Origin of the sequence: Bradyrhizobium septentrionale, assembly GCF_011516645.4 — a bacterium.
In the GTDB taxonomy this organism is placed as follows: Bacteria; Pseudomonadota; Alphaproteobacteria; order Rhizobiales; family Xanthobacteraceae; genus Bradyrhizobium; species Bradyrhizobium septentrionale.
Genome location: NZ_CP088285.1, coordinates 2,967,832 through 2,983,545, shown reverse-complemented (window position 1 = coordinate 2,983,545; position 15,714 = coordinate 2,967,832). Strand labels below are relative to the sequence as shown.

General features: G+C 64.1%; 14 protein-coding genes and 1 tRNA gene. 3 read left to right on the top strand and 12 right to left on the bottom strand.

The annotated features are described in order from the left end of the window. Positions 1-48 precede the first annotated feature (48 nt). Positions 49-1,179, bottom strand: a complete 1,131-nt coding sequence (locus tag HAP48_RS15915) for a DUF5938 domain-containing protein (protein ID WP_166212816.1) — start codon at positions 1,177-1,179, stop codon at positions 49-51. 36 nt (positions 1,180-1,215) lie between these two features. Then, positions 1,216-2,019 (bottom strand): SDR family NAD(P)-dependent oxidoreductase, encoded by an 804-nt coding sequence (locus HAP48_RS15910; protein WP_166212818.1) that lies wholly within the window; start codon positions 2,017-2,019, stop codon positions 1,216-1,218. 329 nt (positions 2,020-2,348) lie between these two features. Here HAP48_RS15910 and HAP48_RS15905 point away from each other — a divergent pair, with 329 nt between their 5' ends. Then, positions 2,349-2,987 carry a TetR/AcrR family transcriptional regulator gene (locus tag HAP48_RS15905; RefSeq protein ID WP_166212820.1) on the top strand — a complete coding sequence of 213 codons (639 nt, stop codon included), beginning with the start codon at positions 2,349-2,351 and terminating at the stop codon, positions 2,985-2,987. A 102-nt stretch (positions 2,988-3,089) separates the two neighbouring features. Here HAP48_RS15905 and ptsN read toward each other — a convergent pair whose 3' ends face one another. The 8 genes from ptsN to HAP48_RS15865 all read right to left on the bottom strand — a co-directional run bounded on the left by ptsN (position 3,090) and on the right by HAP48_RS15865 (position 10,703). Beyond that, positions 3,090-3,551: a PTS IIA-like nitrogen regulatory protein PtsN gene (gene ptsN / locus HAP48_RS15900; RefSeq protein ID WP_029082506.1), complete on the bottom strand. Its 462-nt coding sequence runs from the start codon at positions 3,549-3,551 to the stop codon at positions 3,090-3,092. Positions 3,552-3,783: 232 nt separating this feature from the next. After that, positions 3,784-4,383: a ribosome hibernation-promoting factor, HPF/YfiA family gene (hpf, locus tag HAP48_RS15895; RefSeq protein ID WP_166212823.1), complete on the bottom strand. Its 600-nt coding sequence runs from the start codon at positions 4,381-4,383 to the stop codon at positions 3,784-3,786. 185 nt (positions 4,384-4,568) lie between these two features. Beyond that, positions 4,569-6,224, bottom strand: a complete 1,656-nt coding sequence (rpoN, locus tag HAP48_RS15890; protein WP_166212825.1) for an RNA polymerase factor sigma-54 — start codon at positions 6,222-6,224, stop codon at positions 4,569-4,571. Positions 6,225-6,428: 204 nt separating this feature from the next. Then, a complete protein-coding gene (lptB, locus tag HAP48_RS15885) occupies positions 6,429-7,409 on the bottom strand; it encodes an LPS export ABC transporter ATP-binding protein (protein ID WP_166212827.1) in 981 nt (326 codons plus the stop codon). Between the two features lie 320 nt (positions 7,410-7,729). Continuing rightward, complete coding sequence (locus tag HAP48_RS15880) at positions 7,730-8,425, bottom strand: LptA/OstA family protein (protein WP_166212829.1); 696 nt, start codon at positions 8,423-8,425, stop codon at positions 7,730-7,732. Positions 8,426-8,448: 23 nt separating this feature from the next. Continuing rightward, on the bottom strand, positions 8,449-9,204 hold the full coding sequence (locus HAP48_RS15875) for an LptA/OstA family protein (RefSeq protein WP_420869870.1): 756 nt from the start codon (positions 9,202-9,204) through the stop codon (positions 8,449-8,451). Then, positions 9,201-9,923, bottom strand: coding sequence for an LPS export ABC transporter periplasmic protein LptC (lptC, locus tag HAP48_RS15870; protein WP_166212833.1), 723 nt, complete (start codon positions 9,921-9,923; stop codon positions 9,201-9,203). The genes HAP48_RS15875 and lptC overlap by 4 nt, the downstream gene beginning before the upstream one ends. 165 nt (positions 9,924-10,088) lie before the next feature. After that, positions 10,089-10,703: a ribonuclease H-like domain-containing protein gene (locus HAP48_RS15865; protein WP_166212835.1), complete on the bottom strand. Its 615-nt coding sequence runs from the start codon at positions 10,701-10,703 to the stop codon at positions 10,089-10,091. Positions 10,704-11,071: 368 nt separating this feature from the next. Between HAP48_RS15865 and HAP48_RS15860 the strand changes: the two genes are divergently transcribed. Then, entirely contained in the window at positions 11,072-12,340 is a 1,269-nt protein-coding gene (locus HAP48_RS15860) for an MFS transporter (RefSeq protein ID WP_166212837.1), read from the top strand. A 34-nt stretch (positions 12,341-12,374) separates the two neighbouring features. On the opposite strand, the gene HAP48_RS15855 is transcribed toward HAP48_RS15860, so the two are convergent. Together HAP48_RS15855 and HAP48_RS15850 are read right to left on the bottom strand one after the other, a co-directional pair. Continuing rightward, entirely contained in the window at positions 12,375-13,580 is a 1,206-nt protein-coding gene (locus tag HAP48_RS15855; protein ID WP_166212839.1) for a GNAT family N-acetyltransferase, read from the bottom strand. Positions 13,581-14,416: 836 nt separating this feature from the next. Beyond that, a tRNA-Leu gene (locus HAP48_RS15850) sits at positions 14,417-14,503 on the bottom strand. Positions 14,504-14,651: 148 nt separating this feature from the next. Here HAP48_RS15850 and HAP48_RS15845 point away from each other — a divergent pair. Next, positions 14,652-15,620 (top strand): complex I NDUFA9 subunit family protein, encoded by a 969-nt coding sequence (locus tag HAP48_RS15845; protein WP_166212841.1) that lies wholly within the window; start codon positions 14,652-14,654, stop codon positions 15,618-15,620. Positions 15,621-15,714 lie beyond the last annotated feature (94 nt).

Below are 15,714 nucleotides of genomic sequence, written 5' to 3'. Positions count from 1 at the left end.
TCGCGCGCGAGGCGGGTGGCGCGGACGACCGCCCCACCCGCGATTGACTCAGTCGTGCACAGTCAGGACCGGCTTGCCGACAAGCCCGAAGCTGCGCAATTGCCCGAGCAGTTCGTGATGGCCGAACGCCTGGCAGCCGGAGGCGAAGCCGACACGCTTGGGCGGCTGCTGCAGCAGATGCGCCGCGGCATAGGCCTGCAGCATGCCGGTCTGCTTGTAGTTGCTGTTGCCGTAGATGACGCAGTGCGCGCGCCCCAGCGGGCCGGAGGCGTACACAGAATCCATCGACTTGTTGACGCGCGGGTTCTCGCGCGGTGGCATGGTGTTCATCACGCCGGCTGCGGTCTGCGCCAGTGCGGCGTAGCGGTCGTCGGGGTTCATGTCCTTGGTCGCCTCCAGCGCGGCGGCGACGATCTGCGGCACGCCCAGCATCAGCGCGCGGTTGAACACGCCGCCCAGCACCTTCACGTTGGCGACGCGCGGATCGCGCTTGAACCACACCGGATGCGAGGTGCCGCCCCAGGGCAGCGCCAGCGCCAGCTCGTGCTGGCCGGGGATGGCGAGGTTGTAGAGGCCGGCATCGGGCTGATGCTCGACGTACTTGTTCTGCTCCAGGTAGTAGGCCTTGGCCATCGCGGCGTTGACCAGGATGGTCTGCGTCGAGGCGATGGTCGGGCTCCCGCCCCAGAACACGGCGATATCAAGCGTGTCGAGGCCGGGCGTCTCCAGGCAGAGCTGCGCGGCGATCTCGCCGGTGGTGTACATCTGCGCGATGCCCGGCGCCAGCAGCAGGCCGGCATTGGCGAACCTCTTGCCAAACTCCTGCTCGAGCGTGATCAGCCAGTCCTGCTCGCCCGTGGTGTCGGTGTAGTGGCACTTGGCAGCCAGACAGGCCTGCACCACCTCGACGCCGAACTTGGCGAACGGGCCCACGGTGTTGAGCACCACCGAGGCGCCCTTGAACAATTCGGTCAGTGCGGCCGCGGTGTGCGGCACCGTCACCACCTCGTACTCGGCGGTCTCGATACCGGCCACGTTCGACTTCATCGCGGCGTTGAGCTTCTCGGCGCTGCGGCCGGCGGCGATGAAGGGGATGTTGTACTCGCGCAGATATTCGCAGACCAGCCGGCCGGTGTAGCCGGAAGCGCCATAGACGATGACGGGCTTCTTCTCGCTCATTGCGATCCTCCGAAATGCTTGTTGTCGGCTTTGTTGCTACATGCCCATGCCGCCATCGACCGGCAGGCCGATGCCGGTGATGAAGCGGGCGTCGTTCGAGCACAGGAACACCGCGGCGTCGGCGATGTCGGAAACCTCGGCGAGCTTGCCGAGCGGCGTCTGCTCCACCACCGAGCCGACGGCGGCGTTGACGTCGGGCGCCAGACCGATCTTCACGATGTCATTGGCGAGCTGCAGGCCCATGTCGGTCGGGATCAGGCCGGGATAGATGCAATTGACGCGCACGCCAAAGCCGAGCTTGCCGGCTTCCATCGCCGCGACCCGCGTCATGCGGTCGACCGCGGATTTGGTGCCGGAGTAGACGGCGATGCTCGGGAACGCGATCGTCGCCGCAACGGAAGCGATATTGACGATCGCGCCGCCCTTGCCGGCGGCGCCGCCCGGCCGCATCGCGCGGAAGGCATGCTTCATGCCGAGCACGGTGCCGACGATGTTGACGTCGCACATGCGGCGCGCGTCCTCGGCCTTGATCTCGCTGACCAGCGAGGTGATCTCGATGCCGGCATTGTTGATCAGGATGTCGTAGCCGCCGAGGGTTTCGACCGTCGCGGCGGCAGCCCGCTCCCATTGCGCGTCGTCGGTGACGTCGAGCTTGACGAAGCCGGTTTTCACGCCGGCCTTGGCGATCTCGCCGGCGGTGTCTTTGCCGACGCTTTCGAGAATATCGCCGATCATGACCGCGGCGCCGGACCGTGCCAGCGCCTGCGCGATCGCCGCGCCAATCCCCCGGGCGCCGCCGGTGACCAGGGCTTTCCTGCCTTCAAGGCTCTTCGCAGTCATGACGTAGTCCTCCCTTTGCTTGGTGATTGATCGGTGCTGTGGCGATCGGCGGGCCGGGGGCCTTGCGCATTCTCTGCGCATTGGTGGTCGCGGCCGGCGTCGGGGGGCGCAGCGATGGCGCGCCCGGCGGTGCATTTCCTCCTGTTTGTCGTTTAGGTCAGCCGTCTTGACGGTTGTCCAAATTATTGCGCCAACCCTCGTCCAGTAACTTGACACTTGTCAAGCCTGAATTTGACAAGTGTCAAATAGGATGGTGTGTGAAGGGATGGAGCATGCCGCGGTCCGCGCGGTATAGTCTCGGCAAGGAACAGTCAGACGAAAGGCACGAGATGGCGCGGCAAGCGACGGGAGCGGCCCAACGCGTGGCGGTGGCGGCCGAGGCGCTGCGCGACGAGAAGTTCAGTGCGCGGCGCATCGAGCTTGCGGAAGCCGCGCTGGAAACGCTCGGCGAGCTCGGCTTCGCGCGCACCAGCCTGCGCGAGATCGCGCAGAACTCCGCCTTCACGCACGGCGTGTTTCACTACTACTTCAGCGACAAGCTCGACCTGATCTGCTGCTGCGTCCGTCACTACAAGGCGAAATGCGTGACGCGCTATGACGAGGTGGTGACGTCGGCGCAAAGCCGCGACGAATTGACCGAAGGTTTTCTCGCCAAGCTCGCGGCAACGTTGCGGGACGAAGCCCGCATGCACCGGCTCTGGTACGATATGCGCTCGCAGGCGATGTTCGAGCCGGCGTTTCGCAAGGACGTGCTCGAGATCGACAAGAGCCTGGAAGCGATGATCTGGCGCATCGCCACGCGCTACGCCGAGCTCGGCGGCAAGCGGCCGGCATCCTCTCCGGCCGCGCTCTACGCGTTGCTCGACGGCCTGTTCCAGAACGCGCTGCTCAGACACCTCGCCAACGACGAGAAGGCCGTTCCGGATCTGCTCGACGAGGTCCGTCGTCTGCTGCCGACGATCTGCTGAAGGGTTGCGAAGACCTGAAACGATCGCCAACGCGTTGGCGTGCGCCAGCGCCTGACGCATCGGCTATGCTCTGATGACAGTGGCGCGAAAACAAATTCGCGATTACGCCGCGCTCGCCGGCGGCAGTGCGAGCACCGAGTAGATCGCCTGCGCGTCGCGCGAGGCACGCAGCTTCTTGGCGACGTCCTGGTCGCGCAGCAGGCGGGCGATCCGTGCCAGCGCCTTGAGGTGGTCGGCACCGGCGCCTTCGGGCGCCAGCAACAGGAAGATCAGATCGACCGGCTGGCCGTCCATCGCCTCGAAATCGATCGGGCGCTCGAGGCGGGCGAAGAAGCCGAACAGCTTCTCCAGTTTGGGCAGCTTGCCGTGCGGAATGGCGACGCCATAGCCGACCGCCGTGGTGCCGAGCTTCTCGCGCTGCAGCAGCACCTCGAAGACGGCGCGCTCGTTCTGCCCGGTCAGAGCCGACGCACGCGCGGCAAGTTCCTGCAGCGCCTGCTTCTTGCTGATGACTTTTAAAGCCGGGAGAATCGCCTCGGGTGCGACCAAATCGGTAATCGGCATTGGGACGTTCCGAGGTGAATGAACCGTCAGGTTGCGAAATAGGCTTTACAGCGGCGGCGTCAAGAAGTTGAGGTGGGATGCGGGCTTAGCCCGGGTCCAGCTGGCAGGGCTTCTACTCCAACGTATCGGCGGTGCCAACACCTGCGAACCCTGTTCCGCCCCCCTTATTGCTGGAGGCGGCGGACCATAAGCAGGGCCGGCTTCGGACGTCAATGCCATCTCTCGTATATCCTCAGGGGCTCATCGCGGGCGGGTCGACCCAGCCGACATTGCCGTCCGTACGGCGGTAAATGATGTTCACCCGGCCGCTGCCGCCATGCTGGAACACCAGGCAGGAGGCGCCGGACAGGTCGAGCTCCATCACCGCTTCACTGACCGACAGCCGCTTCAGCGCGGTGGTTGCCTCGGCAATGATCACCGGGCTGTATTCGGTGACCTCGTCGTCGTTCTCGGGCGCCTCGATGACGTAGCTCGGCGCGTCGAGCCCGGCGCCGTTCAATTCGGCAAGCGCTGCGTTAGCGGCATAGGTCTTGCGGTGGGAGCGATCCTTGAGCCGGCTCTTGTAACGGCGCAGGCGCTTCTCGATCATCAGGAGCGCAACATCCGCGCTGGCATAGGCGTCGACGGCGTTGGATTCGGCTTCCAGCGTGATGCCGGAATCCAGATGCAGCGAGCAATCGGTTCGGAAGCCGAAGCCATCCTTGCTCAGCGTGATGTGACCGGAATAGTTGCCATCAAAATACTTTCGCAGGACCTCGTCGGTGCGCTCGCTGACGCGCGCGCGAAGCGCCTCGCCGATGCTGATGCTCTTTCCCGAGATACGAAGGGTCATTTGATGCCTCAATTGCTGGATGCCTCGATCACTCTTGCAGGAGCATGATGCTTGCTGGGCTTCCGGTCACCTTCCTTCCTGGACGACGCTTCACCTGGAAAGGTTGAGACTATCGCGATTTGACGCGAACGCAACGAGCGCATGGTCCGGTCCGTACTCGGACGGGGTCATGCTCAAAGAGTAACCTAAACGGGGGCTGTATCGCGCGACCGGTCGGACGAGGAGGCGGGAGCCGAAAGGGCATTGCCAAGCATGCTCTGTTTGTCACGGCGGCGCTGCACCGAAGATGGGATCCGCATCGCTTCGCGGTACTTCGCGACGGTGCGGCGGGCAATATCAATGCCCGAGGCGCGCAAACGTTCCACGATCGTGTCGTCGGACAGGATCGCCGACGGCGCCTCGCCGTCGATCAGTTGCTTGATGTGGTGACGCACCGCTTCGGCGGAATGCGCCTCGCCGCCGTCTGCGGACGCGATCGAGGCGGTGAAAAAATACTTCAATTCAAAACTGCCGCGATTGGTCGCCATGTATTTGTTGGCGGTGACGCGCGACACCGTCGATTCATGCATCTGGATCGCATCCGCCACCGCCTTCAGATTGAGCGGCCTCAAGTGCGCGACGCCATAGGTGAAGAACCCGTCCTGCTGGCGGACGATTTCGGTCGCGACCTTCAGGATGGTGCGGGCGCGCTGATCGAGCGCGCGCACCAGCCAGGTCGCGTTCTGCAGGCAGTCGGTGAAGTACGACTTGTCACCGTCCTTGCGGATCGTCTTCGACAGTTCAGCGTAATAGGTCTGGTTGACCAGAACGCGTGGCAGAGTGTCGCTATTGAGCTCGACATGCCAGCCGCCGTCGGGGCCGGGACGGACATAGACGTCGGGCACCATGGTCTGCGTCCGCGCGGTGCCGAACTTCAGACCGGGCTTCGGATCGAGCCGGCGGATCTCCGCGATCATGTCGGTGATGTCTTCGTCGTCGACGCCGCAGAGCTTTCGCAAGGCCGCGATGTCGCGCTTGGCGAGCAGGTCGAGATGCTCGACCAGCGCCTGCATCGCCGGATCGTAGCGATCGAGCTCACGCAGCTGGATCGCCAGGCACTCGCTCAGGTTTCGCGCGCACACGCCCGGCGGATCGAATTTCTGCAGCACCGCGACGACCTCGTCGACCGCCTGCTGCGACGCACCGAGCCGCTCGGCGGCCTGGCCGAGATCGGCGGGCAAATAGCCGGCGTCGTCGACCAGATCAATCAGATACTGCCCGATCATGCGCTGCGCCGGCCCCGAGAACGCCACCGCAAGCTGTTCGGCGAGATGGTCGGCGAGCGTCAGCTCGGCGGCGACGAAGGCTTCGAGATTGTACTCGTCGTCGCTGGAGGCGCCACCGCCCCATTCGGTATAGACAGAGGGTGGCGCGTCCTGCGCGGCGCGCGCGGCCGCCTCCGCCGGCTCCTCGGAGAATACGTTGTCGAGACCGGTATCCAGCGTCTGCTCGATCTCGGCGCGGGTGCCGAGGTCGCGGTTCATCCATTCCTCCTGGCCGGGCTCGAAGGCGGTCTCGCCGCCCGAGCCTGCCGCCATATCGGGATGATCGCCGTCATCCCCGTAGCTGCTGGAACCGTCGGAATCGCCGTAATCGGACCGTTCCATGGCCGGCTCGCCCGCCACTGGCGGTTCCGGCCCGTCGGCGGCGCGATCGAGCAGCGGGTTCCGTTCCAGCTCTTCCTCGACAAAGGCCGACAGATCGAGGTTCGACAGTTGCAGCAGCTTGATCGCCTGCATCAGCTGCGGCGTCATCACCAGCGACTGCGACTGGCGGAACTCTAGTCTTTGCGTCAGCGCCATGGAGGCAAGAACGACCCTAAAAGTTGGCTCGATTCTTGCTTATCTTAGTCCGCGAAGCTTGTATACGGCTTGACGGATGCAATTTTTGGGGTATGCGCGACCAGCAAGAGTGGACGCCCGGTTTTGCGGCCGATCGCGCGTCAGATTCTCTAATTAGCGCATGATCTTGTCGCCAAACCGCTGCACACTTTGGCAGATCATGCGCTACAGGCGGAATTCCTCGCCAAGGTAAAGCCGACGTACATCGGGATCATTAACGATCTCCTCTGGGCTTCCCTCAGTCAAGATCTCACCGGCATAGACGATGTAGGCGCGGTCGGTCAGGCCGAGCGTCTCGCGGACGTTGTGGTCGGTGATGAGGACGCCGATGCCGCGGTTGGTGAGATGGCGGACGAGGTCCTGGATGTCGCCGACCGCGATCGGGTCGATGCCGGCGAACGGCTCGTCGAGCAGCATGTAATTCGGGCGGGTCGCCAGCGCCCGCGCGATCTCGACGCGGCGGCGCTCGCCGCCGGACAGCGCGATCGACGGGCTTTTGCGCAGCCGGGTGATGTTGAATTCGTCGAGCAGCGAATCGAGCTCATGCTCGCGCTTCTTCTTGGAGGGCTCGACGACCTCGAGCACGGCGCGGATGTTCTGCTCGACCGTGAGGCCGCGGAAGATCGAGGCTTCCTGCGGCAGATAGCCGATGCCGAGCCGCGCGCGCTGATACATCGGCAGCTTGGTGACGTCATGGCCATCGAGCTCGATCGCGCCGCGATCGGCCTTGATCAGGCCGGTGATCATGTAGAATACGGTGGTCTTGCCGGCGCCGTTGGGCCCGAGCAGGCCGACCGCTTCGCCGCGGCGCACATAGATGCTGACGCCGCGCACGACCTGGCGGCTGCCAAAACTCTTTTCCACGCTATGCACAGCCAGATAGCCCGGCCGCTTGATCAGCTGTGGCGCAGCCGGAGCGCTGTTTCTGGCGGGACGCGCACGCGCCGGCGCTGCAGCGGGCTGCGACCGCGGCAACTCGACGTCGGGAACGGGGGCGGCGCGCGCCATCGGGGGCGCGTCGCGCACCGGTGACGTCAGCATCTCGCCGAAGGAATCGCCGAGCGCCGTGATGTCGTCATGCGAGCGCGCAAATCCGGTGCTGCGTTTCGCAGGGCGCCGCCGGAACATGCCGAGAAAATCCACCATCCCCGCTTCGCTTCAGCCTTTCACGGTAATCCGGCGACTTTGCCTGCGGACCAATCGATTCGCACGCGAAGGCGCAAGCATGATCCGGAAATCTGGATTCCGGCCTCCCCTCGCGACAACAGCGGACGCGTTTGCGCGGAGATCATGCTCAAACAACACGGCAAAGCGCGATCACCCGCGCCTTGAATGAATGGATGCCCCTGACCGGCCAACATGACTCCCCCTCAAGGCGCATCGTTTGGCCGGGCCGCTGCAGTAGATACAGCCTCACCCCGCGCGCTTCAACCTCGCAGCCGCAAAATATTATCTAATGCATTGATTTATCTTGATTTTGGTGGTTTGGCGGAAGCTGACGGGGGGCTTACGGGTGCGGTCGGCGCCGGCGCGCCGCTGCAGTCTTGTCCCTGAACGACCATGGCCTGCACCCTGCCGGTGTCGGATTCCACGCGCGAGACGCCGGTCGTCATGTCCACAAGCAGGCGATCGCCGCGCACCACGTTCTGGCACTGGGTCAGCACCACCTGGCTGCCGCTGCCGCCGAGCATGGTGATCAAATTGGTCCTGGTGTCGAAGATCGCGGTCGTGCCGGTGACGACCTGATCCTTCTGGGTCACGACGACATCGCCCTTCGCTTCCAGCCGCTTGATCGAGGACGCGCCGGCGGGGCCGGGTGTCATCGGTTGCACCGCAGTATCCCGGGGCGGGTCCTTGGATGGGGTGGCCCCCGGGGCAGCCGCCGGCGGCTGGGTTGATTTATCCTCGTAGAACACGACCAGGATCTTCGAGGTCATGGTGGTATCGCCCTGCACGACCTTCACATTGCCGGAGAAAGTCGCCTCCTTCTTCTTGTCACGCATTTCGAGCACGGCCGCCTCGATCTTGACCGGCTGGTTGCGGTTCTGCGCGAAGCCCTGCATGGCATTGGGCACGGCCGCGGTGCCCTGCCCGCGCGCGCTGTCGGACGCCATCAGAGCGAGGAGAGCGACGATTGCGGCGCGCGAAAGCAGCATCGGCATGACGATCCTCGCGCCACCGGCGCCTATTTTGGCTTGCCCGGAACGAGTTGAAGCGGCGATGGGGCCACTGGAGGGGTTGCAGGGGCGGCAGGGGCCGCGCCGGGGGCAGCCGGCGCTGGACAGCCGCCCTTGCCGCTCTGTCCGCCCTGCGACTGGATGAACAGGCCCTGCACCTTGCCGTTGTTGGATTCCACCCGCGACACGCCGGTGGTCATGTCGACCAAAAGGCGGTCGCCGCGCAGCACGTTCTGGCACTGGGTCAGCACCACCTGACCACCGGCGCCGCCGAGCATGGTGATCAGATTGGTCTTGGTGTCGAAGATCGCGGTCTCGCCGGTGACGACCTGGTCCTTCTGGGTCACCACGACATCGCCCTTCGCCTCCAGCCGCTTGATCGAGGACGCGCCGCCGGGGCCTGGTGTCGCCGACTGCATCGGCGCAGCACCCTTGGCGGCCGCGGCCTTGCCGGCCGGCGCAGGTGCCGGCGCCTGGGTCGACTTATCCTCGTAGAACACGACCAGGATCTTCGAGGTCATGGTGGTGTCGCCCTGCACGACCTTCACATTGCCGGCGAAGGTCGCCTCCTTCTTCTTGTCGCGCATTTCGAGCGAGGCCGCCTCGATCTGGATCGGCTGGTCGCGGTTCTGCGAAAAGCCCTGCATGGCGTTGGGAACGCCGGTCATCGTGCCCTGCGCGGACGCAGTGCCGGCTGCGAACAGCGCGAGCAGAAGGGCCGCCATTGCGACGCCGTGCGGAAAAAATCTCATCATCAAAATCATTTCGTGTTGGCGGATTTGCGCGCCTTCGGTGGCGGCGGAGGAGGCGGCGCGGGCTCGGCAGGCGGGTTGTTGTCGCCGAGCTTGTCCAGATTCATCACGACATTGCCTTCGAACCGCACAAGCTCGCCGCTGTTGTAGATCCGCAGCCGGTCGGAGGTCAGCGTGCCCTCGAGCAGCTTGACGTCGACATGCTCGTCCGACGACACATTGCCCTTGTTGATGTCGACGAAGGCCTGCGTCAGCTTCGCCTCATAGCCGGTGGACGATTGCAGGAAGATATCCTGGCGCAGGTCGAGCAATTGCTTCTTGTTGTCGAAGAAGCCGGTGCGCGCGTCCATCGTCACCGTCGACTGATCCTGCTGCGCCACCTTGGCGCGGATGGTCTTCAGCTCGACATGGTCGGGATCGGTGACGTCCTGGATCGCCGCCTTGGCCCACATCTCATAGGGCCGCCCATCGGCCGAGAAGCCGGCGATATGCGGCGATTCCATCGTGATCTTGGTGCCCGACACCACGAGGTTGTCCATCTCGAGCGGCAGCTTGGGGATCACGTCGTGGAATGGATTGAACACCGAGATCGAGATGATCGAGGCCATCGACAGCCCGACCACCGCAGGTACCGCGATGCGCAGGATCCGCACCATACGGCTGTGCCGCGCGGCGGCGGCAAAGCGCGCCTCGAGGCCCGTGACATAGGCTGGATTCTGAACCGAATTCACCTGAGCTCCAGAGGCGCGAAATCGCCCCTATTCTAGCCGGAGCCGCCCAAATATGCAGCCGGGACCCGGCGTCGCGCCCCCCAGCCGACTTCAACCCGGACCACGCGTGAACAGTTTGGCCGAAACGGGGCGGAATCGCCCCTGCTGCGACGAATTCGGCGCCCATTACGAATGGGCGAAAATGTCCTCGGCCTCCCAGCCGTCGAGATCGAGCCTAGCCCGCGTCGGCAGGAATTCGAAGCAGGCCCTGGCGAGATCCGTCCGTCCCTCGCGCGCCAGCATGACATCCAGTTTGTCGCGCAGCGCGTGCAGGTGCAGCACGTCGGACGCGGCGTAGGCGAGTTGGGCTTCGCTCAGGCTTTGCGCGCCCCAGTCGCTCGACTGCTGCTGCTTCGACAATTCGACGTTCAGCACCTCGCGCACCAGATCTTTCAGGCCGTGGCGGTCGGTGTAGGTGCGCGACAGGCGCGAGGCGATCTTGGTGCAATAGACCGGCGCCGGCATCACGCCGAAGGTGTTGTAGAGCACCGCGACGTCGAACCGCGCAAAATGGAAGATCTTGGTGACTTTCGGATTGGCGAGCAGCGCCTTCAGGTTCGGCGAATCGGTGTGTCCCTTTGGAATCTGGATCACGTCGGCGGTGCCGTCGCCGTTCGACATCTGCACCACGCAGAGGCGGTCACGATGCGGATGCAGTCCCATGGTCTCGGTGTCGATCGCCACCGAATCGGTGTAGCGGGACAGATCGGGCAGATCGCCGCGATGCAGGCGGATGGTCATGAAATAAGGCCTCGGGTCTCGGATCGATTCGACGGGCGACACTAGCGCTCAAACGCCCGGGAGGCGAGCGGATAGGCCGTTTCCGGGCGGCTCGGCCTTGCGTTTTCTGCCGGGCTCTTGCCGTTTCCCGACACGGCGGCCCGGCATCGCGCCGCTCTGTTGCATTTGCATCACGCTGCAATTCAAACGATCAGGGATGGGATGATCGGCAGCCACGCAATTCCTATATATGGAAGCTCGGGAAACGTCGCGGTTATTGATCGCACTTCCGCGCATTTTTGCGCTTCGGCACCGATGAAATCCGCGAACGGCGCCCCCATTTGTGCCGGGCCGCTCGCACGCCCTTCTCATCATCTGAAATGAGCCTCATGTCGGAACAGACCCTCGCCGCGCCGATCGACGACGACCAGCAGGAGCGCGGCTTTACGCGCTATCAGTCGTTCCTGATCGCGCTGCTTGCCTTCACGCAGTTCACCCTGATCCTCGACTTCATCATCATGTCGCCGCTCGGCGCCATCCTGATGCCGTCGCTCAACATCACGGCCGGGCAGTTCGGCGTCGCGGTGTCGGCCTACGCCTTCGCCGCCGGATTTTCCGGCATCCTCGCCGCCGGCTTTGCCGATCGATTCGACCGCAAGCGGCTGCTGCTGTTCTTCTATGTCGGCTTCATGCTCGGTACCGTGCTTTGCGCGGTGGCGCAGAATTTCCACGTGCTGCTGCTCGGCCGCATCGTCACCGGCCTGTTCGGCGGCGTGATCGGGTCCGTCGTGCTTGCGATCGTCACCGACCTGTTTCCGCTGCAACAGCGCGGCCGCGCGATGGGCGTGCTGCAGACGGCGTTCGCCGCGAGCCAGGTGCTCGGCGTCCCGGCCGGACTTTTCCTGGCCAATCACTGGAACTGGCACATCTGCTTTGTCGCCATCGTCGGCCTGTCGATCGCGGCGATCGCCGTCATCGCGCTGGTGATGGAGCCGGTCGACGGGCATCTCAAGCTGCAGCACGACAGCAATCCATTCCGCCATCTGGTCGCGACCGTAGGACAGCCGCGCTACACGCTGGCTTTCCTGGTGACGACGCTGCTGGCGACCGGCGGCTTCATGCTGATGCCGTTCGGCAGCGCCTTCACCGTGCACAATCTCGGCATCGACATCGTCCATCTGCCGACGATCTATCTGGTCTCCGGGCTGTTCAGCATCCTCATCGGGCCGTTGGTCGGCCGCGCCAGCGACAAATTCGGCAAATATCCGACCTTCGCGTTCGGCTGCGTGGTGTCCGTCATCATGGTGCTGATCTACACCAATCTCGGCCACGTCTCGCTGCTGACCGCGATCGTCGTCAATGTGCTGATGTTCGTCGGCATCTTCTCGCGCATGATCCCGTCGCAGGCGTTGATGTCGGCGATCCCCGATGCCAGCCAGCGCGGCTCGTTCAGCGCGGTCTCAGCATCCGTACAGCAGTTGTCGGGCGGGCTGGGCTCGGTGTTCGCGGCGGCGATCATCGCCGAGAACCCGGACGGTTCGCTGCTGCACTTCGACCGTCTCGGCTACATCGTCGTTGCGACGACCCTCATCTCGCTGACCGCGATGTATTTCGTGCAGCGGCCAATCGCGCACCGCGCCGGCCGGCGCATCGTCTGACGGGAGGTGCCGGGCGGTTGACGAAGTTCGGTAGCTACACTTGAAGCAAGGAAACGAGAGGAATTGCGCAGAATGCCTTGTCAAGCAAGACCTTGCGAAGGTGCTGCGCAACGCCGCGTAGCTTCGGGTGGTGCTCCACCAACCGCTTGGTGCGAGCGACCGCGGACATCACTCCGGCGGCTTGTCGGCCCAGCCTGGTGAGCGGAATGAAACTGTCGAACAATGGCTCGTCGTCATTGCAGAACAGCCGCTTGTATTCATGCGAGCCGAAGTCGAAGTCGCGATAGTGCCGGCCGGCAAAATGATGGATGATTTCCTGCATCAAGAGCAGACCGGGGCTGAATTTCGCATTGCCTGACAAAGTGTAGGTGTTGAACATCGTCGAGAAGCGGTGGCCGTCGGCAACCACGGCGAAGATCGCGATCACTTCCTCGTCGCTTTCGAGCGCGTGAATTTCGATGGCACGGCCGCCGTGGGGCAGCTTTGTCGTGCAGGCGGTGCGGATGAATGTCTCCACGGCGCGTTCGGCGAACACATTGGACAGCTTGCGCTCGGCCAGCCGCTCCGACTTCACGCGGAAGAACCAGTCGAGCAAACGGGCAATATCGGCGTCGGCAGAGGCGACGTGATAGCGGTAGCCGGTCAACTCAAGCAGCTTGCGCTGCTTGAGCTTCATGCGGCGGGAGGGATTGTCGATCAGGCTTGCGGCCGTCGCGCCCGGCTCGATTGTGCGCTTCGGGCAGTTGAAGACCGGGGGCTCATGAGGCAGCAGCGCCAGCGGATTTTGCACGTCGCGCCACTGCGCCGGCTGTTGGCGCAGCACCAGCACGTCGCCCTCGTCGCGCTTGGCGAGCATCGCGATGACTGCGTTGAGATCGGCCTTCGTGGCACCGGCGGCGAACTCGCGATCCCACAGGCCCATGTTGAAGGTTGCGTGCTCGCCACCCATGAAGCTCGCGCGGCGCACGCCCAGCGCTGTTTGCAGGGCAAGCGGCAGCAAGCCCCGTGGTTGGCCGTCGCCGTCACGCATAACAACGATGAAAGGCGACAGTCCTGCGCGCTCACCGACATCACGCTGCCACGGGGCGAGGAAGTCGAAGCGCTGAAAGGGCGTGATGGAATGGTTCGAGCGCTCAAGACTCCGCCAAATCGTCTCGGCGGCGTCGAGATCGTGGACGACATCGACGGCGGCGATGCGCGCTGGTTGAGCCCGCGCTGCGTGGCTTTCGATCGCGATCATCCCCTAGCCCTGTCGTAGTGCGTAGTCCCAGCGCAGCTGAGGCCGTCCGGTCGGCGCACCATCTGAGCGTAGTTCGATGTCGGGACAGAAATGGTAAAGTGTCGCAGGACGAGAGAAGGGGGGTTACCTCCATCGTTTATCGGTTAGTCATGAGGCTATCGGTTCCGTTTTGGATACACCGACCGTCAGGCTCCTTGTTGACCACGGAACGACGTATTCGGCGGCCACGTGGCTCGCTGGTTTTGTCGATGTTTGATCAGGTAGCGTTTGGCTGTGACGCTTGAGGCACGAAATTGGCGACACCCCCCTCAGTTCCTGAATCTGGACCTGGATCTGAAGTCGAACTCGGACCTCGGTGCACTCGTGGCGCATTTGGATCAAAACGTCGTCGTCATCTCGCATCAGGAATTCGAAGGGCAGTTTCTGCTTGTTCTCGAACTCGCCGACGAAGAGCGCGCTCGGGATTGCACGTTGGTGCACACTGCAGTTTCTGACGATCGTTGACGAGCTTCCCGACACGATGCGCGAGCTTTGGAAGGGGTGCACCTCGCGTACCTTCTCCTACGGATTTGAGGGAGGATGCGATGGTGCCGCGCTGGACACGACAATCCCGGCGGATTTGCTGCTCCGGATAGGACGGGCCGGCGCTGAACGTCGGGATCACGGTGTCTCCCTATCGGCCCGATTGAAGTGCGAGCGATCTCTGGAGCGACGCAGCGCGCGTAGGGCAGACGGTTGATGGCGTGATCGCCGTCTCGCCCCACCCTCGGCGGGTTACGCCTTCGCCGCACCCACCCTTAGGGATGCTGAGCGATTTCAATCGCTTAAAAAGGGGGTGGTGCCCAGGAAAGGACTCGAACCTTCACGGCCGTTAAGCCACTGGCACCTGAAGCCAGCGCGTCTACCAATTCCGCCACCTGGGCATGTGGAGCGGCTTAGTAAGGATCGGTTACGCGCTTGTCAAATTCGGGATTGGAAATTCAAATAGCCTGTACAGGATTGGGCTGATGGCGTATCGCGAGAGGCGCTAAATGCGCTCAATCGCTCTCGAATCCGGCAGGAATTTACCTCATGGCATCGAACCTGGAAACGCTCGTCACAGTCTTCGGCGGATCGGGTTTTCTGGGACGGAACGTGGTCCGGGCGCTGTGCAAGCGCGATTACCGCGTGCGGGTAGCGGTGCGGCGGCCCGAACTGGCCTTCCATCTGCAGCCGCTCGGCCGCGTCGGGCAGATTCATGCGGTCCAGGCCAATCTGCGCTACCCGGCCTCTGTCGAGGCGGCGATGCGTGATTCGCATATCGCCATCAATCTGGTCGGCATCCTGGCCGAGGGCGGCGGGCAGAGCTTTGACGCCGTCCAGGTGAAGGGCGCGGAGACCATCGCCAAGGCGGCGGCTAGCGCCGGCGCCCGGATGGTCCACGTTTCGGCGATCGGGGCCGATGAGAATTCGCTGTCGGGTTATTACCGCGCCAAGGCGGCCGGCGAGGCGGCGGTACAGGCGGCCTTGCCACAGGCCACCATCATGCGGCCGTCGCTGCTGTTCGGGCCGGAGGATCAGTTCACCAACCGCTTTGCGGCCTTGGCGCGGATGTCGCCGGTGCTGCCGCTGGTCGGCGGCGGCACTGGCAAGCTGCAGCCGGCCTATGTGGCCGACGTTGCCAAAGCGGTGGCCGATGCCGTCGACGGCAAGGCGAAGCCGGGCGCGACCTACGAGCTCGGCGGGCCGGAGGTGCTGACCATGCGCGAGGTGATGGAGATCATCCTCCAGATCACCCAGCGCGACCGCATGCTGGCGCCGCTGCCGTTCGGCCTCGCCAAGCTGCAATCGTATGTCCTGCAGTTCGCGCCGGGGCCGTTCACGCTGACGCCCGACCAGGTCGCGATGCTGCGTTCGGACAATGTGGTGTCGGATGCCGCCAAGGCCGCCGGGCTCACTTTCGCCGGCCTCGGCATCGCGCCCGATTCGATGGAAGCGATCGCCCCGCAATATCTCTGGCGCTTCCGCGCGACCGGGCAGTTCCAGAAGAAGAGCGCGTAAGCACTCTCTCCAAGCGTCGTCCCGGCCAAGCGAAGCGCGAGCCGGGACCCATAACCACGAATGTCCAAGGTGCGCACCGCTGGGGCCACAGCTC